General features: G+C 40.9%; 16 protein-coding genes. 7 read left to right on the top strand and 9 right to left on the bottom strand.

The genetic code is table 11. The features are described 5' to 3' along the window. Positions 1-44 precede the first annotated feature (44 nt). Positions 45-827: a hypothetical protein gene (locus tag PAARA_RS08910; RefSeq protein WP_062568684.1), complete on the bottom strand. Its 783-nt coding sequence runs from the start codon at positions 825-827 to the stop codon at positions 45-47. After that, entirely contained in the window at positions 805-2,031 is a 1,227-nt protein-coding gene (locus tag PAARA_RS08905) for a tyrosine-type recombinase/integrase (RefSeq protein ID WP_062568824.1), read from the bottom strand. The genes PAARA_RS08910 and PAARA_RS08905 overlap by 23 nt, the downstream gene beginning before the upstream one ends. Before the next feature lie 413 nt (positions 2,032-2,444). Between PAARA_RS08905 and purH the strand changes: the two genes are divergently transcribed. The 5 genes from purH (at position 2,445) to PAARA_RS08880 (ending at position 9,696) form a co-directional block, all read left to right on the top strand. Then, on the top strand, positions 2,445-4,031 hold the full coding sequence (gene purH / locus PAARA_RS08900; protein WP_062568683.1) for a bifunctional phosphoribosylaminoimidazolecarboxamide formyltransferase/IMP cyclohydrolase: 1,587 nt from the start codon (positions 2,445-2,447) through the stop codon (positions 4,029-4,031). Positions 4,032-4,127: 96 nt separating this feature from the next. Continuing rightward, positions 4,128-4,946, top strand: coding sequence for a class I SAM-dependent methyltransferase (locus tag PAARA_RS08895; RefSeq protein WP_062568682.1), 819 nt, complete (start codon positions 4,128-4,130; stop codon positions 4,944-4,946). Between the two features lie 16 nt (positions 4,947-4,962). Then, positions 4,963-6,249, top strand: a complete 1,287-nt coding sequence (purD, locus tag PAARA_RS08890; RefSeq protein ID WP_062568681.1) for a phosphoribosylamine--glycine ligase — start codon at positions 4,963-4,965, stop codon at positions 6,247-6,249. Between the two features lie 93 nt (positions 6,250-6,342). Beyond that, positions 6,343-8,841: an EAL domain-containing protein gene (locus PAARA_RS08885; RefSeq protein ID WP_062568680.1), complete on the top strand. Its 2,499-nt coding sequence runs from the start codon at positions 6,343-6,345 to the stop codon at positions 8,839-8,841. A gap of 45 nt (positions 8,842-8,886) precedes the next feature. Beyond that, the gene (locus PAARA_RS08880; RefSeq protein ID WP_062568679.1) at positions 8,887-9,696 is read left to right on the top strand and encodes a DUF2797 domain-containing protein; all 810 of its coding nucleotides are present in this window, start codon (positions 8,887-8,889) and stop codon (positions 9,694-9,696) included. Position 9,697: 1 nt separating this feature from the next. Here PAARA_RS08880 and PAARA_RS08875 read toward each other — a convergent pair whose 3' ends face one another. Continuing rightward, positions 9,698-12,196 carry an EAL domain-containing protein gene (locus PAARA_RS08875; RefSeq protein WP_062568678.1) on the bottom strand — a complete coding sequence of 833 codons (2,499 nt, stop codon included), beginning with the start codon at positions 12,194-12,196 and terminating at the stop codon, positions 9,698-9,700. A 78-nt stretch (positions 12,197-12,274) separates the two neighbouring features. Between PAARA_RS08875 and PAARA_RS08870 the strand changes: the two genes are divergently transcribed. Further along, on the top strand, positions 12,275-12,568 hold the full coding sequence (locus PAARA_RS08870; protein ID WP_062568677.1) for a hypothetical protein: 294 nt from the start codon (positions 12,275-12,277) through the stop codon (positions 12,566-12,568). Here PAARA_RS08870 and PAARA_RS08865 read toward each other — a convergent pair. The 6 genes from PAARA_RS08865 to PAARA_RS08840 form a co-directional block, all read right to left on the bottom strand. Then, positions 12,565-13,485 (bottom strand): histone deacetylase family protein, encoded by a 921-nt coding sequence (locus PAARA_RS08865; RefSeq protein WP_062568676.1) that lies wholly within the window; start codon positions 13,483-13,485, stop codon positions 12,565-12,567. The two genes, PAARA_RS08870 and PAARA_RS08865, sit on opposite strands and share 4 nt — an antisense overlap. A gap of 70 nt (positions 13,486-13,555) precedes the next feature. Then, a complete protein-coding gene (locus tag PAARA_RS08860) occupies positions 13,556-15,103 on the bottom strand; it encodes a serine hydrolase (RefSeq protein ID WP_062568675.1) in 1,548 nt (515 codons plus the stop codon). Further along, entirely contained in the window at positions 15,100-15,615 is a 516-nt protein-coding gene (locus tag PAARA_RS08855; RefSeq protein ID WP_062568674.1) for a gamma-glutamylcyclotransferase family protein, read from the bottom strand. The genes PAARA_RS08860 and PAARA_RS08855 overlap by 4 nt, the downstream gene beginning before the upstream one ends. Positions 15,616-15,623: 8 nt before the next feature. Continuing rightward, a complete protein-coding gene (locus PAARA_RS08850; protein ID WP_062568673.1) occupies positions 15,624-16,244 on the bottom strand; it encodes a LysE family translocator in 621 nt (206 codons plus the stop codon). 7 nt (positions 16,245-16,251) lie between these two features. Next, positions 16,252-17,034: a hypothetical protein gene (locus PAARA_RS08845; protein ID WP_062568672.1), complete on the bottom strand. Its 783-nt coding sequence runs from the start codon at positions 17,032-17,034 to the stop codon at positions 16,252-16,254. 3 nt (positions 17,035-17,037) lie between these two features. Next, positions 17,038-17,508: a CreA family protein gene (locus PAARA_RS08840; protein WP_062568671.1), complete on the bottom strand. Its 471-nt coding sequence runs from the start codon at positions 17,506-17,508 to the stop codon at positions 17,038-17,040. A 103-nt stretch (positions 17,509-17,611) separates the two neighbouring features. Between PAARA_RS08840 and PAARA_RS08835 the strand changes: the two genes are divergently transcribed. Beyond that, positions 17,612-18,199 (top strand): outer membrane beta-barrel protein, encoded by a 588-nt coding sequence (locus tag PAARA_RS08835; RefSeq protein ID WP_062568670.1) that lies wholly within the window; start codon positions 17,612-17,614, stop codon positions 18,197-18,199. Positions 18,200-18,210: the final 11 nt, after the last annotated feature.

The raw sequence follows: 18,210 nt of genomic DNA, 5'->3' as shown, positions 1-18,210 counted from the left end.
CTTTTTGATTTAATGAAAAAATGTATGGGCTAGTTATTCTCATTTTAAATTATCCTTGTGTAGTATCCATCCATATTTTTATTTAGAACTTTTTTACGACATGCAAATCGCATTATTAAATCAGCCTCATCATCTGGCATTCTTCGACACCAGTCCCTAACCTCTTCATACTCACTAAAGTTACGCTCAAGAATAGAAGATAAGATTTTATGCAAGTCTCCATGAGAAATAGATCTAATTCCCTTTTCTTCAAAAGAACTGAAAAGACTTTCAATTAAACGAATACCGATGTCTATTGAGCGCTTATCTTGCTCAGCTTTCCATTTCTTTTCGCACTTGCGAACTCGTTTAGTAACACTGTCTAACTTAGCACCATATTTATCAGCTAGCATTTTGCGGATTTCTAACTCATCCGGATAAACAAACCTTTCAACCTCACTACTCCAGTAGACACCTGAATTCATTAGAGTTTGAAACTCCTGACCGATCACACCATCTTCTAAAAGAACCTTTCCATTTGTAATGCCAAGTTCTTTACCTATTTCACTCAATACAGCATCCCTGTCAGACTCATCTGTAGAACATTTCCTTTCACGCATAACTCTTGCAGCATTCGTAAAAGCTTTGCTGAGAACATGAGCTAGCAATGGATTGAGCCCTTTGAATGAAGCTTTATCAATTTCAATTGCTGCATATTCTAGAAACTCTGCGCATGCCTCTTCATTATGGTTCATTGACTTTCGATTCTTAATTATTTGATTATCTTCTGCTGAATACTGCTCACTAAAGCACAATGACATCAACTCAATTACATCTTGATACGTCATCGAAAACCTCCAAAATATCAATCCACTTATTCAGCGCTATAAGCTTGTCATCCAAGTATAAACTTCTGTTATATATTGCCATTACCCCACCTAACTCGTGCCCAAGTAGTAACTCTGCAATATGGGGTGCGATACCTTCATCAGCTAGTTTTGTAGAAATTGTTCTTCTGAAATCATGTAGTGTCCACTTTTCAAGGTGCTTCAATTTCTTCCAGATCCCTCTTCCGAACTGGCTGACGGCTTCTGCGGATTTTAACTCCCCTAAAAGGAGATCTATTTTATGTTTCTCAGCAGAAGCTTTAAGGTTAGCTATTAGGGGAATTACACGTTCTGGTATTGGGCGAATTATCTTTTTTTTCGTTTTGCTGTGTTTTTCAGGCACCGTCCACAATTTTGCTTCCAAATCCCATTCATATATCTTCGATAACCTTAACTCCTGACTACGACTGCCAAAGACTAATATTAAAAAAACGAGGTTTTTATAGTAACTAGTTACTTTCCCTGACTTAAGCCAGCTCACTACTTCCGATAGCTCTTTATCCGTAAGGAACCTTTCGCTCTTACCCTGCTTCTTTCCTACATCTGTAATAGTAAGGTCTTCAAGCATATTGCTACTTGCGAATTGCCTTACTTTACAATATCGGAGTGCCTGCTTAATATTTTGAAAAATATAACCAGCAGCAACTGGAGCTGCTTTTCTCTTTAACGCAGGATTGCCATCACGTATTAAGTCAAAACAAGACACCCATTGATGTGTTGTACAATTTTCGACTGGCACGCCTCCAAGTAGAGGGTATATATGCCTTTCAAATTGAGAACGGTGTTTTTCTAAATTCTGCCTGTGATTAACCGCATAGTTTGTTAACCAATACTCTAAAGCATCTTTTACAGTCTTTTGAACATTACTTTTTTTATTCTTAATATTTATTTCTATTTTAGGATCGAGCCCATCATCTAACCAAGCACGACATTGAGCTGCAATTTTTCTTGCATCCTTTAAGCTTGTTGAATCCTCTTTGGATGTATAACGCCCTATAGTTAAATCATTTTGGCGATTTTGGAACCTATATCTATAAACCCAAGAAATTTTTCCTTTAGGCCACCATAAGATACTAAGCCCATCTCTATCAGCTACTTTTTTTGGCCTTTTTCCTTGATGTTGCTTATTTAGCATTCCTTTTAAAGCTGCATCGGACAATGACATAAAACCCCACAAAAACACCCACAAAATCACTTTATACCAACCTAAACAAAGTTAAACAAGATGAAACCAGAAAAACATAAAATAAATTAAATAACAGCAAGTTAAATAACAAAAAAATTAGAAACACAAACAACACAAAACAAAATAAGACATAAAATTAAAAAATACGGCATGAACTGATACCCGTTTTAATGGACTGATAGTAAGCCAGCATATTTATTTTGCTAATAAACGTTTACTAATCCAATACAACTGGTATAAGAGTTTTGAATAAAAAGCACCTTCGGGTGCTTTTTTTATAACAACAAAAACTATGCAAAATCCTCATCCTTTAAACATCGTCTTTTGAGCCATATTCAGTTAAAATACCGCCTTTCTAAGCTAGCTCAAACACTGAGGTAATCAAAACTACAATGGATACACATCGTCCAATTCGTCGCGCACTATTAAGTGTGTCAGATAAAACCGGTATCGTTGAATTTGCTCGCGCTCTTGAAGCTCAAGGCGTCGATATTTTATCAACGGGCGGTACTTGTAAATTACTTGCTGATAATGGCATTAAAGTCACTGAAGTATCTGACCATACTGGTCACCCTGAGATCATGGATGGTCGCGTTAAAACACTTCATCCAAAAATTCATGGCGGCATTCTAGCGCGTCGCGGTCAAGATGAAGACGTGATGAGTGAGAACAACATCTCAGCTATCGATATCGTTGTAGTTAACTTATACCCCTTCGCAAACACTGTTGCGAAAGAAGACTGCAGCCTAGAAGATGCAATTGAGAACATTGATATTGGTGGTCCAACGATGGTTCGTGCTGCGGCGAAAAACCATAAAGACGTGACTATTGTTGTCAATGCAAAAGATTACGACCGTGTAATCAGCGAGATGCAAAGCAATAATGGTTCAACAACGTATAAAACACGCTTTGATCTAGCTATTGCAGCCTATGAGCACACCGCTCAGTACGATGGCATGATTGCAAACTACTTCGGTAAAATGGTTCCTGATTATACTGAGGAAGCCGCTGAAGACACTAAATTCCCTCGCACAATCAACATGCAGTTTACTAAAAAACAAGATATGCGCTACGGTGAAAACTCACACCAAGACGCCGCTTTTTATGTTGAAAGCGAGTTAACTGAAGCGTCTGTTGCAACGGCGGTACAACTGCAAGGTAAAGCACTTTCTTACAACAACATTGCTGACACTGATGCAGCATTAGAGTGTGTAAAAGAATTCGACGTACCAGCGTGTGTTATTGTAAAACATGCGAACCCTTGTGGTGTGTCAATTGGTGACAACATTCTTGAAGCCTATGATCGCGCATTCAAAACTGACCCTACATCAGCATTTGGTGGCATCATTGCATTCAACAAAGAATTAGATGCTGACACGGCAGAAGCGATTGTTGCGCGTCAATTTGTTGAAGTTATCATCGCACCTAAAGTATCTGAAGCAGCAGCACAAATCGTCTCTGCTAAGCAAAACGTACGTTTATTAGAGTGCGGCGAGTGGACAGGTAATGCAACAGGCCATGACATCAAACGAGTAAATGGCGGAATCCTAGTTCAAGACCGCGACCTTGGCATGGTAACGCAGAGCGATCTTAAAGTTGTCACTAAGCGCCAGCCAACTGAACAAGAGTTAAAAGACTTACTATTCTGCTGGAAAGTCGCTAAATTCGTTAAGTCGAACGCCATTGTTTATGCACGTGACGGCATGACTATCGGTGTAGGTGCAGGCCAAATGAGCCGTGTTTACTCAGCGAAAATTGCAGGTATCAAAGCAGCTGATGAGAACTTAGAAGTAAAAGGCTCTGTTATGGCATCTGATGCATTCTTCCCGTTCCGTGACGGTATTGATGCCGCTCGCGACGCTGGCATCACAGCTGTTATTCAACCTGGTGGCTCAATGCGTGATGAAGAAGTTATCGCCGCAGCTGACGAAGCAGGTATGGCAATGGTATTCACAGGTATGCGCCATTTCCGCCACTAATCACACAAAGGGTTAAACAGCGTGTTTAACCCTTTTTGTTTGCTACAAATTCACGTATTCTGATTACTAATTGCTTAATTAATGAAGGAACAGACGATGAAATTTGCTCTAAAATCTATACTTGTTGCAAGCCTTACACTTGCTTCTGCACACGCTCTTAGCCAAGACCTAAACTCAGCACTCACAAAAGCAGTCAGTGCAGCTGAGCGTAGTGATAACAGTGCCCGTGATGAATATCGTCACCCAATCGAAACGCTTAACTTTTTTGGTTTTGAGCCATCAATGACTGTCGTTGAGATTGCGCCTGGTGGTGGCTGGTATACTGAGATTTTAGCTCCAGCATTAAAAGGTAAAGGGACTTATTATGCAGCACATTTCCCAGCTGATTCCTCAGTAGGTTACTATCAGCGTTCACTCGCAGGGTTTAAAAAGAAAATTGCAGGAGATGCACGTTTCAGTGAAGTAAAACTCACAGAATTTGCACCGAGCACGCATCTTGATATTGCTCCTGCTGGCAGTGCTGATATGGTTTTAACCTTCAGGAATGTTCATAACTGGTACATGGGCAAAGATAAAGAAGGTGCATTAAGCGCATTCAAATCGTTTTATAAAGCTCTAAAACCAGGCGGTACACTTGGTGTTGTTGAACACCGTTTACCAGAGCAGCGTAGCGATGAAGATCAAAAATCATCAGGTTATATGAAGCAAAGCTATGTAATTGATATTGCCAAACAAGCTGGCTTTGAACTGGTAGCAAGCAGTGACATTAATGCAAACTCACTTGATACAGCTGATCACCCTAAAGGGGTGTGGACACTCCCACCAAGCCTTCGTTTAGGCGAAAAAGATGCCGCGAAGTATAAAGCGATTGGTGAAAGTGACCGTATGACGCTGAAGTTTAAAAAACCGCTTTAAATAGGATTATTTCGCCATGAATGTACTTGTCATCGGCAGTGGCGGCCGCGAACACGCACTTGCGTTTAAGGCTGCCCAAAACAGTAAAGTAAACACCGTTTTCGTTGCTCCAGGTAACGCAGGCACGGCTCTAGAGCCAAAACTTGAGAACGTTGCAATCAATGTTGAAGATCTTGAAGGTCTTTTAGCTTTCGCTAAAGCAAACAACGTTGAACTCACCATTGTTGGTCCTGAAGTACCACTGGTACTGGGTGTTGTTGATACATTCCGTGAACACGGTTTAGCTATTTTCGGCCCTACAGCTGGTGCGGCACAATTAGAAGGCTCTAAATCGTTTACTAAGGACTTCTTGGCTCGCCATAAGATCCCGACTGCTGATTACCAAACCTTTGAGCAAATCGACCCTGCCCTTGAATACCTTAAAGAAAAAGGTGCACCGATTGTTGTTAAGGCTGACGGTTTAGCAGCGGGTAAAGGTGTTATTGTCGCCATGACAGAGCTTGAAGCTGAAGAAGCTATTCGCGATATGCTTGCTGGCAACAGCTTTGGTGAAGCAGGTAGCCGTGTGGTTATCGAAGAGTTCTTAGAAGGTGAAGAAGCGTCTTTTATTGTCATGGTCGATGGCAAAAACGTACTGCCGTTTGCAACAAGCCAAGATCACAAACGTGCTTACAATGGCGATAAAGGTCCAAATACTGGTGGTATGGGTGCTTACTCACCTGCGCCTGTTGTGACTGATGAAATTCACCAACGTATCATGAATGAAGTGATTAACCCTACCGTTGAGGGAATGGCAAAAGAAGGCCACCCTTACACAGGTTTCTTGTATGCAGGCCTTATGATTGCTGCGGATGGAACACCAAAGGTTATTGAGTACAATTGTCGTTTTGGTGACCCTGAAACGCAACCTATGATGCTTCGTCTTAAATCAGATCTTGTTGAGCTAATTGAAGCGGCTAACCGCGAAGAGCTTGATAAAACAGATATTGAATTTGACCCTCGTGCAGCAGTGGGTGTTGTTTTAGCTGCAAAAGGCTACCCAGGCAGCTACCCGAAAGGTGATGCGATCAATGGCTTACAAGTAACCTACCCTGAAGGTGAGAAAGTATTCCACGCAGGCACGAAGCAAGATGGCGAGCATGTAGTTACAGCTGGCGGTCGCGTATTGTGTGCAACAGCACTTGGCAATACTGTCACTGAAGCACAACAACGTGCCTATAAGCTTGTTGATGATATTAGCTGGGAAGGTATGGAATACCGCACTGACATAGCTTATCGCGCAATAGCGCGCGAAAAAGCGTAAGGTCAAACCAGTTAAATCTAAGAAAAAGCGCAGTTTATCTGCGCTTTTTTAATGCTACACTATTGAGGAGCCAAACTAAGCTAAGAAGTCATTTTGAATAGTAAAACGCTAAAATATCATTTTTTGTCATTTTTTATTCTTGCGATCTTATTTTTTATTATCTGCACTTTATCGTCTCACTTGGCGAGCCCAACTCGTTACACCATTGACAAAACAGCCCCTGTTTACTCTCAAAATGCTTACCGCATTGATGAGACTAAGTCGCTTACTCTTTTACAGTTTTTAAGTGAACCGAGCAAACTTGAAAAAAAGCCTTTTAAGCACATTGAGTGGGATTTAGCCGCAAAAGATTACTGGTTAAAGCTCGATTTAGAAAATAGGCAGCCGCACCCGATTGATTTGTTTATTCATTTTGATAACCCTATGGTTGACTACCTCACTGTATATCAACTCAATGAACAGCAACAACTTATTAGCACGATTGAACTAGGTGATAAGGTCAGTGGGCTGTCTTTATTTCAGTACAGTACACCACACACCTCTTTAACATTAAAGGGCAGTGAAAAAGTCTCTTTGGTCATAAAAGTAGATACTGTCGGGATAAGCAAAACACCCATCAATATTTACGGTAAAAAAGAATTTCAAGACTTATTGCGTTCACAAGCTGGTATTTGGGGAATATTTATTGGCGTGCTGATTATGGCTGCTCTTTATAACCTTGTACTTTTTTTGGGTATCCGTGATCGTGTTTATCTCATTTATATTGGCTACATTCTTTCTGCCCTGTTACTAATGGGTTCTGTGCTTGGGTTTGGCTTTTATCTTTGGCCACTGTCGTGGCAATTATTTTTTAACGAAAAAATAGTGTTTAGTAACTACGCCATTGCCTTTTTTACGGTTGCATTTTGCACCATGTTTTTGCGCTATCACAAAGATAATTGCCGACTATATAAACTCAGCCTTAGCTTCTTGGCTGTTCTTTTCAGCTTAGGCTTAATGAGCTTTTTTATGCTGGAATATAACTCCTCGAAGATCTTTTTTGCCATTATGGTCATTCTTTATATTTTATGTATTACCATGATTTATAAGAAACTAATTAGTGGTTTCAGATGGGCGAAGTTTTATGTCATGTCATGGATACCGCTTATTATTGGTGCTGCTGTACAGCCACTGGAATTAACTGGCTTTATTCCCTACAGTTTTACAACTCGTCACTTATTCTTAATGGCTATACTTTGCGAAATTGTTTTAATGGCAATGGCACTGGCTGACAGAGTGCGTTATCAACGCGAAAAAGCGCTGTATCACGCAACTCACACTCAACAAACAAAATTATTAAACCAAGCCATGCTCAAGCAAGGATACATGAGTTTAATAAATGAAAAACGCAGCGCACATTTGTGTTTAATTAAGATTGAGCAATTCAATGCATTACTTAGCATCTTAAACCCGAGCCAAAGTAGTAAGATTATTACAACGGTTGCTCTTTCGTTAGAAAACCACTTAGCCAAGCATAGGCAGTTTATTAACCTTGAATATGCACTGGATAATAGCCCTAAAATAGCTGATTTAGGTAATGGTATGCTGGCCTTTATATCAACCAAAATCCAGCCTAAAAGTGACTTATACGATGAGTTAGGTAATATCGCTAAACAGCTGCCAAAGCAATATAAAATTGCAGGCCTCGATTTGCAGCTTTATTACCGATTCAGTGTTACCGAGCCCATTGAAAATGATGGCTTTGATTCTTGGTTACAACGGGGGTTTCTCGCAATTTCTCAAAAACAGGCATTTAAAACTCTCGACTCTGCCTATGTTGATATGGATTTAAGCTTAGCTGCATCATTACAGCACGCTATTCGTAATGAGCAATTAGCGATATATTTACAACCAATCATTGATTTACGCACGGGCAAAATTGCAGGAGCTGAAGCCCTACTACGCTGGCCAAGTGCTGATCAAAATTTAAATATCGAACAACTAATCCAGCTTGCTGAGCGAACGGGACTTATCAATGAATTGAGCTTATGGGTAATTGAGAAAGCATGCCAAACCATAGCAAAACTCAATCAGCACGGGCATAAAGAACATACGATTAGTGTTAACTTAAGTGCCAAAAACTTAGCCATTCCTAAACTGGTTGAAAAAATTGAAAATACCATTTTAAAACGAGGTATTTTTGCCAATCAGTTAAAATTTGAACTGACTGAATATGCATTGATAAAAAACCACAAGGATATGATACGCTTTGTTAATGAGTTAAATAAATTAGGGAGCCAAGTGATTTTAGATGACTTTGGCACTGGCTACTCTTCCCTTAATTACTTAGTTAATTACTCGTTTAGCACAATTAAAGTAGATAAATCGTTTATTCTCGATTTAACCAATAACGATACTCACCAAGTGATCGTAAAAACAGCGATTGATATGGCCCATAACCTTGACATGAATATCACGGTCGAGGGGATAGAAGATCAAGAAACAGAGCAATTGCTTATAAAAATGGGCGCTGATCATGGCCAAGGCTACTTTTACAGCAAAGCCTTAGCAGTTGATGAATATCTTGAGCTTATCGACACACAATCGAAATAGAGCGTGTTACACTACCCCTTTTACATCTTTAGGGGCCAAGTAAAGATGCAAGGTACATTGCGTAAACTCAAGTCGACTCACAGTACACCTGTACAATATCAACTACCTGTTGGTGATGAACTAGTACCTTTAAACGACTATATAGGAAAAACACTCACACTTACGCACACCGGCAATATCTTTTGTTGTAACTGTGGTAAGAAAACCAAAAAAAGTTACTCACAAGGACACTGCTTTGTCTGTATGCGCAAACTAGCAAGTTGCGATATGTGTATTATGAAACCCGAAACTTGTCACTATGACCAAGGCACGTGTCGTGAGCCACAGTGGGGTGAAGAAAACTGCATGATCCCGCACTATGTGTATTTAGCAAATACTTCTGGCTTAAAAGTGGGGATTACCCGTCATACACAAATCCCGACCCGCTGGATTGATCAAGGGGCAACTCAAGCCCTACCTATTTTTAAAGTACAGACTCGTTTGCAATCAGGTTTAGTTGAAGTCGCGTTAGCCAAGTTTATTGCTGATAAAACCAATTGGCGTAATATGCTAAAAGGGCAATCTGACGTGCTCGACCTAAAGGCTGCTGCCACAGAGTTACTGCCACAAATTGAAGAAAAGTTAGATGAACTTGCCGAGTTATTTGGTGCAACAGCCATCGAAAAACTAGATGAGGACGTTGTGACTCTTGATTACCCTGTCGACGAATATCCAACCAAGATCAGCTCATTCAATTTTGATAAGGCTCCAGAGGTCTCAGGTGTTTTAAAAGGTATTAAGGGTCAATACTTAATTTTTGACACTGGCGTCATTAATATTCGAAAGTTTACTTCGTATGAAATCACCCTAAGCTAAACTATGTTTGAGTATTAAGATAAAAGCCATACCACTGCTGTTTCGTAATGGGGCGGCAGAAGTAATAACCTTGAATCGTGTCGCAGTTAAGCCCTTGTAAGTAGTTTAACTGCTCCACTTTCTCAACACCTTCTGCAACAACGTGTATATTTAAGCTCTTAGCTAGTGTGACAATCGCCGAAACAATCTCACTATTGCCATATTCATCGGGGACTTTAGCAATAAAGCTGGCGTCAATTTTAAGTGTATCGATAGGTAATTTGGTTAGGTAACTCAATGCTGAATAGCCAGTCCCAAAGTCATCAAGCGTAATATTAACGCCCAGCTTTTTAAGTGCCAGTAACTCTTGTTTAGCTTCACTAAAATGACTTATGAAGCAGCTCTCAGTGAGTTCGACTTCAAGTTTGCATGGGTCCACCTCATACTCTCTCAATAAGCGTTCAACATTAGAAGCCAATTGCCCTTGCCGTAAATGATTAGCTGAAATATTAATCGCTAAACGCCCTGCTTCAATATCATTTCGCTGCCATATAGCTAACTCTTTACAAGCTTGTTCTATAACCCACATATCCAGCTTTACAATTAAGCCAAGTTCCTCTGCCAATGGAATGAATTTAGCTGGAGAGATAACACCTAAGCTTGGCTCCTGCCAACGCAGTAAGGCTTCCACGCCTGATATTCGGCCACTTTCAAGGTGTTGCTTCGGCTGGTAGTACAATTCAAACTCATCGTTCTCTATGGCTGTTTGCAAACGACTCATCATCGCAAGCCGCTCAAGAGAGCGTGCATTCATGGCCGGCTTAAACAATTGAAATGAGTTTCGACCCACCTCTTTTGCCCGATACATTGCAATATCAGCATGTTTAAGCAAGGTAGCACTATCGATACCATCATCTGGAAACACTGCGGCCCCAATGGAGGCGGTTATCGCCACCACCTGCTCATTAATTAACAAAGGCATACTGACTTGTTGCAAGACCTGCTCTGCAAATCCAAGTAATGCTTCAATCCTCTCAACTTCGCATAAAAGTACAAACTCATCCCCGCCTAAACGAGCTAGGGTATCCCCCTCAGGTAGTACAGATGAAATGCGCTCTGCTATTTGTTGTAAAAGATTGTCACCCGCATCATGACCTAGGCTGTCATTCACCTCTTTAAAACGGTCTAAGTCAACAAACATAACGGCTAATAAATCTTGATTACGCTTGGCTGCACTTAACGCAATTGACAACCTATCGTGAAATAACCGTCTATTTGGCAAACCGGTTAGTTCATCGTAATACGCCAGTTGTGAGATTTTTTCTTCCGCTCGCTTACGCTCTGTTATATCACTAAAAATAGCCGCATAGAGTACTTCATCAACATTTGGATCTTTAATTTGAATAATCGTCAGCCATTCAACAAACTCTTCACCGCTTTTTTTACGGTTGCAAATTTCTCCTTGCCAAACCCCTTCATACTCTATGGCATGCCACATTTTTTGATAAAATGAACGGCTGTGCATAGACGAGCTTAAAATGCTCGGTCGCTTGCCAATCACTTCATGCTCTTCAAACCCTGTGAGTTTAGTAAATGCAGGATTAACTTGAATAATCGTGCCATCTTTACGAGTTAGCATGATGCCATCCAATGACGCATCAATAATTTTATTAGCTAAAAATAAATTTCGTTGCGACTTTTGTAAGGCAATATCGCGCTGCTCAATCGCTCGTTCCAGTTCGCAGCAATACGCTGACTCTATTTCTGTGATTAAATCTGCAAACGAAATGACTCCACAAATATCAGTCTCTCTCACCGCTAAATGACGAACATTATGTTCAGACATAAGACGATATGCATCAAACAAGCTGCTGTCACTGTCTATCTCTATCAATGGATAACTTGCGTATTGCCAGCAAGGGTTAAGCCATTCAGTTTGAATAATTAGCCCAACAATATCTCGCTGTGTGATAATGCCATGAATAGCTAAGGCTGAATTATAAACAAGCACACTTTCTAGGCGGCTCGTGCGCATAATCTCTACCACGCTTTCTATTGGCAAATTTGCATCAACAATGTCTAATTCAGTGCGATATTGTTCATGAATAGGACGAAATTGTAGGTAGTGATCAAGCCCTTGATTGTGCACAATGTCCGACAAGCTCAACATACCAACAGGCTGTTTATCGCTATTCATCACTAATAAATGTCGAATACCATGCTGTTGAAAGCGCAGTGTCGCATCGCTCAGTAAACACTGACTTGGCACGGACACCACCGGTGCTGACATAACCTCATGAATAGGTACATTTTTAAATTCAGGGCTTGTAATATCAATGTTTAGGCAGTCCGCCTCAGTCCATATACCAACAATGGATTGGTCGTGTTTAACAAAAATAGCCGTCACACTATGAACATGCATCAACCGCACAGCATCAACCAAAGGGGTATGTGCAGGGCACGATACCAGCTTTTGCGAAATAACATCCCCGACCTTTTGATGCCGTCTTGGTTGACTCATAAGTAGACTTACCTAGTTCTTACAGGAATTAGCAATTATAATCATTTCATTATGTCGGGCTTTGATACAGGACAATAAATGCAATTATCATTTCCTTTGATCATTTTTAGTAAGCAAGAAGTAGCGTACCTTGAAGGTGAGAGCGACTTAAATGATTTTCTCTATAGTTTAACTAAGGAGCAGCGAAACGAGCTTTTACTATTGAATAAAGCTGGAAGGTATGTTGATTTATATAACAACGACGTGACACCAATCACAAGCACAGAACTGGCAAAACGAGTGACGCAACAACTTGCACAAGAGGGGAGCTGCTGCTTGAGTAAAGTGACTCAATTAACGCCGGAACAAGCTTTTATGATGCTAGATAATTAAACTGTATCCACCAGCGCTTTGATATGAGCAACAGCACTACGCCCTAGTGCTGACAAGGCATACCCGCCTTCTAAAAATGATACAATGCCTTTGCAGCCTTGTTGCTGGCATAGCTCCGCTAATTGTGACGTAAGCCAAGCGTAGTCATCTTCAACAAACTTCAAACTTGCCATATCATCTTCTAAGTGTGCATCAAACCCCGCACTAATAAACAATAGCTCGGGTTTAAATTCAGTTAGTTTAGGTAACCACTGCTCATAATAAACCGCTTTTAGATCAGTCCCATCGCTGGCAATAGGTAAAGGTGAATTTACCAAAGTCGGATTATTTTCAACCGCTGTATTAGGATAGAATGGATGCTGAAACAAAGAGCAAAACAGTACATTGTCATCGTTTAAAAAGATGTCTTGTGTGCCGTTGCCGTGGTGAACATCAAAATCAACAATGGCAATGCGTTTCACTCCTTTGCTTTTTGCATACTGCACGGCAATTGCTAAGTTATTAAACACACAAAAACCAGCAGAGGTGGTCCTGTTTGCATGATGACCAGGCGGCCTCACTGAACAAAAAGCGGCATCTAGCTTATCAGCAAGAATTTCATCAACAGCTAATAACCCTGCTCCAACAGCACGTTCAATTGCTTTCATTGAGTCGGGACACAGCCATGTGTCACCATCAAGTTCTGCAAGGCCTGACTCTGGAATAGTTTGCTCTACGTGACGCACCAAAGACTCATCGTGGGCACGTAAAAAGTCTTCACGTGTGGCTTTAGGAGCTTGTAAATGAGTGACTGCGATATCAACACCGCTTGCCAATAAGCGGTCAGTGATCATATCTAAACGCGCAGGACACTCAGGGTGATCTTCAATCATTTTATGTTTTCGACAAAATGGATGAGAGATAACGGCCGTTCTCATTACGCGCTCCTTGAAGTAATTGTCAGCCAATTATAACAAAGCCGCTTTTGAGCGGCTTTGCGACTTTGGTTTACTTTTTAGCTTGTAGATCTAGGTTTCTAAAATCAAAGCTAAAATCTGTCACAGCAGTTGAAACTGCTCGCATTTTGGCACTTTCAACGCGGTTTTCGGGACTCATTTGAAACTCAATAAATGCATCGGCTTCAAGTAGCTTTTCATCCCACTTCACAATAAACGTATTACCCGTGTAATGTTCAAGCTGGCCTTTCAAGCGTTTAGTATGCGTAAAGTCGATACGTAACTTCCCATTAAGCTCTTCGATTACCACATCACCATACCAGTTATCATGCAGTGTGCCTGTGTAATTTATATTTGGTAGCTTTGGTTGATAATCTGCCGGTGTTTCTGGTTTAGCATTTGCGTAGGCTTTTTCTTTACCTTCAAAGTGCTTTTTAGCTAACTCTTCGACCCAATCTTTATCTTCCAAATCCAGCGCATCTTCAAGCACTTCATAAGTAACTGCAGATAACGCACTAAACGCTTGCTGGTTGGTTAGAATAACGATACCTAGGTTTTTTTCTGGTAGTAAGGTCACCTGAGAGACCATACCTAAAATCCCACCACCATGACCTAATTTTTTAATGCCATGAAAATCTTCAATACTCCAGCCTAAACCATAGCCTCTAAATTGTTGATGGTATGACTCGTATGCACTTTTCGATGCTAAAGAGGTAATATGCGGGTGCCACATTTGCTGTTGCTGCTTTTCAGTAAATAACTGTTCGCCATTTGGCATTTGGCCATGGGCAAGTTGCGTGCGTAGCCACTGGCTCATATCATTGACACTTGAAGCGATCGCACCGGCACCACGAAAGTCTTCTAAATAATTAACAAAAAACGGGTGTAACTGGCCATCCATAGGAATATGCCCTGTGGCCCAGTTTTTATTACTTTCTGGAATGCGTGAAAAGCCAGCTCGAGAGTTTTTCATATCAAGTGGCTCTAAGATATTTTTCTCAATGTAATCATTCCAGCTCATCCCTGACACACGTGCCACAACTTCACCAGCGGTCACAAACATTAAGTTGTTATACGCGTATTTACTACGAAAACTACTGGCGGGTTTTAAGTACTTAAGACCGGCAATGATTTCATCAATCGATTTATCAGTGTCAGGCCAAATCATTAAATCGCCCTGTCCTAAACCTAGGCCACTACGGTGACTCAATAAATCACGAATCGTCATTTCACGTGTTACATAAGGGTCGTACAGGCGAAACTCAGGTAGATGATCAATTACTTTGTCGTCCCAGTTTAACTTTCCCTCATCTATCAGCTTCGCTAAAGCGGCTGCAGTAAATGCTTTCGTATTTGAGGCGATACCAAATAAAGTGTCTTTATTAACCTTTTTCCCCGTATCAAGGTTGGTCACCCCAAACCCTTTTGCCAAAACGACTTTGTCATTTTCAACAATGGCAACAGCCATACCAGGCACATCAAAACGTGCCATTGATGTTTCAATTACTTGCTCAATTTTTTCACTGTCGATATCAGCGTAACTAAAGAATGAACAGCTTGATAATAAGGCCGCAGCAACGGCTAGTTTACACAGTTTCATAATGTCCCTTGATCATTTTTATTGTTGTGAATAGCGAACTCTCTCGCTGCTCGGGTTTTATCTGGATCATCGCAACTTTCGCGCGCGAGTATTGAATCACTGTAATCATTTGGCACGCCAGCTTCAAGCGCACCGCGATGAACATGCTGTAGATACCAGTCGAATGGCAAAAGTGCAGCGTCTACTGTATTGGCGATATAACAATGTGCTGTTAATTGCTCTCCATCTAACAATTCAACAGACACATCAACGCAGTCATAGCGAGGGCCTTCAATCGTATCTAGAATCGCTTTTTCATCTTCATTAAGCTCATAGACGACCCCATAAACCAGTGCGTCTGGCTGAGAAGTTTGGCGAACACTGCATTTCGCTGAGCCATCGGTACTGACCATATCAAATGTCAGCTCATAGCCTCTGAGTATGGCCGTACCGATACGTTTTGCTTGAGGTAATCGTGCCAACAACCGATTTGATGACATGTTTGAACCAAACGAAAAATTATAAATAGTCATAATTCACCTTACACAACAACACGAATAGCCAACGCAATTAAGATCACGCCGATACCTCTATCAAACCAAAAACCACTTTTTAAGAAAAATTCTCGCACAGCGGCTTTTGTTAACACCAGTGATAAACATGAAAACCACACCCAAGTTGCCAAAGCCATATACACCCCATAGCTTGCTTGCACTAATACTGGGGTCTCAGGGCTGATAACTAACGTAAAAAGCGACATAAAAAACAGCGTTGCTTTTGGGTTCAGTGCATTGGTAAAAAAGCCACGCCTAAAAGCTTTATACACCGACTCAGGCTCAGCCTGAGCAAGCGTTGGCTGTGTGTTATCAGCCGGTTTTGCACTACGTAAAGCGTGTACGCCTAAATACGCTAAATAAGCACCCGCCAGATATTTTAATGCCATAAATAAGCTCGGCGATTGCGATAGGATAAGGGCAACACCCAATACACAATAAGCAACATGAAGTAAAATGGCTGCCCCCACCCCCGCACTTGTCCATAGTGCATTTTGACGGCCATGCTGAATACTTTGTTTAAGCACAACAGCAAAGTCAGGGCCAGGACTTGCAACAGCAAAAAAATGCGCGACAGCAATTAATAAAAACTCATCTAAATACGGCACGGATTATTTACCCTACTTTTTGTTCATCCAACGCAAGTAATAGCGGGTTAGCACTACTATTAACTAATAACTTTATTTGCTTTTGCGCTTTCTTATACTGACCTCGTAAATGAGGCTTTAGGTATTTTTTAGACTGATTATCGCCTTTAAAATGCGATACCAAAGCATGCATAAATAAGGTTTGCGGCTCCGTTAACGCGGCTTGGCGATTGGCATAGGGGTTATAACCACATCCACAGCCCCCTTTAAATTGATACACAGTATTGCTCATCATCACACCAAATCCTAAAAAACAAGCAAGTGCGTCGCTGGCCTGTGGTAAAAACTCTTTACCTCCAGGTGGTAAAACACCAACGTGATGAATAAGTATTGTCGCAAGTGTTCCAGCGAAGCTTGCAACTAAGTCTTGTGGCTGATTTATTTGGTTTGGGTTAAAAGACACATTAATTAAGTGATTCGCAGGCACGATTAACTGAGCGTGTTCTCCTCTTAGAGAAGCCTGAAACTCAAAATGCGGAAATACCTGTGGAACAAGCTGTGAGGGTGATACTAAACTTACAGGCCACGCCTTCATCCCCGCATAGCCAACAACGCGAGAAAATACTGTTTTAGCCATATCTTCAACGCTCGTGACACTGTCTGGGAAAAACTGGCTATTGGGTAATACAATCTGCGTCTTCTGTAAAAAGTAATCGCTATCAAAATGCTCAACAGCCCATATAAATGTGTCTATTAGCCACTGTTGCTCCTGCTCGTCAAGTAAGGGAGCAGATTTAAATAGGGTTAACATATTTTACTCTTGTCCTTGCGCCCACTGCCATGCATCTGTGTTATAAAGCGGAACGGTTGATAAAGCATGGTGATGACTGCCTGATGATTCTTTTGTCGAGTATGATAAATACAAAAGAGTACGGGTTGGTGCATCGTAAATACGACGCACCTTCAATGATTTAAATAAAATACTCTTTGATGATTTAAATACCACATCACCGGATTTACTGCGGTCTATTTTTTGTAACTGTTCAGCAGTAATGGGACCAGTTTGACGACAGGCAATTGACATATCTGAAGGATCTGCAAAATCAAGATTTGCTTCAATATGGCTGATATGACAGGTAACACCACTAATGATTGGGTCTTGTTGCGACACCACTTTAATATCTTTAGTCGTAAACAATCCTAAACTTACAGAAGCCGCGTCATCCGAACAACCATTCAACAAGATGATTGAGGCTGTCAGTGCAGCAAGTTTTAGTGTCTTCATCTTCGTTATCCTTATTAAAAAGCGATAGTTGTCCATTTACAACTATTTGCTTGCTATGTTTCAATACTATCTCAAAATATCTTCAACAACGAGCACCTAAACCATGAAAAAACCGCTCAGTTTACTGTGTTTAATGTTCTTAAGTAGTACCGCTCACGCTGGCTACTCTATTAGCGCTGGTTTCGGCAAAAACTTTACTAACTCAGTACAGACCGAAGAAAACCTTAAAATCGAGTTAGAAAATGATAGTCACTTTACGGTTAGCCTAGACAGAACCATTGATAATGCTCGTTATGGATTCTTTTATTCAGCAACCGAACTTGATATGAAAGACCAAGCCAATAAGCAAATCGAGATGCAATACCTGCTATTTCAAAGTGCCATAGAGGTGCCATTAGCTGACCATATAGTTGGTTTTGTTGGTGCCCAAATTGGCGCAAATCACGTCAGTACTGATTTTGCTGATTCCGACACTTTTTTTACTTCAGGCTTATACGGTGGCGCTGAGTACCTATTTACAGACCAAGCGCGAATTTATGTTGAAACTCGCTGGTTGGCGACTATTGTAAATAATGCAAGTAACATCTCATGTACTTTGTCTGCATCCGAAAACGAACAATGCCTTTGGCACTTCGATGGTGATGTATTAAACCAATTTCAAACAAACATCGGTTTTAGTTACCGCTTTTAAGGAAGAGCCTC

The sequence above is a fragment of the Pseudoalteromonas arabiensis genome, assembly GCF_001550155.1.
GTDB classification, from domain to species: Bacteria; Pseudomonadota; Gammaproteobacteria; order Enterobacterales; family Alteromonadaceae; genus Pseudoalteromonas; species Pseudoalteromonas arabiensis.
The sequence above is the reverse complement of the archived record's forward strand: the minus strand, read 5'-3'. Positions and strand labels throughout refer to the sequence as shown.

Excerpts from the sequence above, each read along its gene's own strand:
- PAARA_RS08895 (WP_062568682.1), top strand. The coding sequence starts at position 4,128 with ATGAAATTTGCTCTAAAATCTATACTTGTTGCAAGCCTTACACTTGCT.
- PAARA_RS08845 (WP_062568672.1), bottom strand. The coding sequence starts at position 17,034 with ATGTTAACCCTATTTAAATCTGCTCCCTTACTTGACGAGCAGGAGCAA.
- PAARA_RS08910 (WP_062568684.1), bottom strand. The coding sequence starts at position 827 with ATGACGTATCAAGATGTAATTGAGTTGATGTCATTGTGCTTTAGTGAG.
- PAARA_RS08855 (WP_062568674.1), bottom strand. The coding sequence starts at position 15,615 with ATGACTATTTATAATTTTTCGTTTGGTTCAAACATGTCATCAAATCGG.
- PAARA_RS08860 (WP_062568675.1), bottom strand. The coding sequence starts at position 15,103 with ATGAAACTGTGTAAACTAGCCGTTGCTGCGGCCTTATTATCAAGCTGT.
- PAARA_RS08870 (WP_062568677.1), top strand. The coding sequence starts at position 12,275 with ATGCAATTATCATTTCCTTTGATCATTTTTAGTAAGCAAGAAGTAGCG.
- PAARA_RS08835 (WP_062568670.1), top strand. The coding sequence starts at position 17,612 with ATGAAAAAACCGCTCAGTTTACTGTGTTTAATGTTCTTAAGTAGTACC.
- PAARA_RS08905 (WP_062568824.1), bottom strand. The coding sequence starts at position 2,031 with ATGTCATTGTCCGATGCAGCTTTAAAAGGAATGCTAAATAAGCAACAT.
- PAARA_RS08840 (WP_062568671.1), bottom strand. The coding sequence starts at position 17,508 with ATGAAGACACTAAAACTTGCTGCACTGACAGCCTCAATCATCTTGTTG.
- PAARA_RS08865 (WP_062568676.1), bottom strand. The coding sequence starts at position 13,485 with ATGAGAACGGCCGTTATCTCTCATCCATTTTGTCGAAAACATAAAATG.
- purH (WP_062568683.1), top strand. The coding sequence starts at position 2,445 with ATGGATACACATCGTCCAATTCGTCGCGCACTATTAAGTGTGTCAGAT.
- purD (WP_062568681.1), top strand. The coding sequence starts at position 4,963 with ATGAATGTACTTGTCATCGGCAGTGGCGGCCGCGAACACGCACTTGCG.
- PAARA_RS08880 (WP_062568679.1), top strand. The coding sequence starts at position 8,887 with ATGCAAGGTACATTGCGTAAACTCAAGTCGACTCACAGTACACCTGTA.
- PAARA_RS08875 (WP_062568678.1), bottom strand. The coding sequence starts at position 12,196 with ATGAGTCAACCAAGACGGCATCAAAAGGTCGGGGATGTTATTTCGCAA.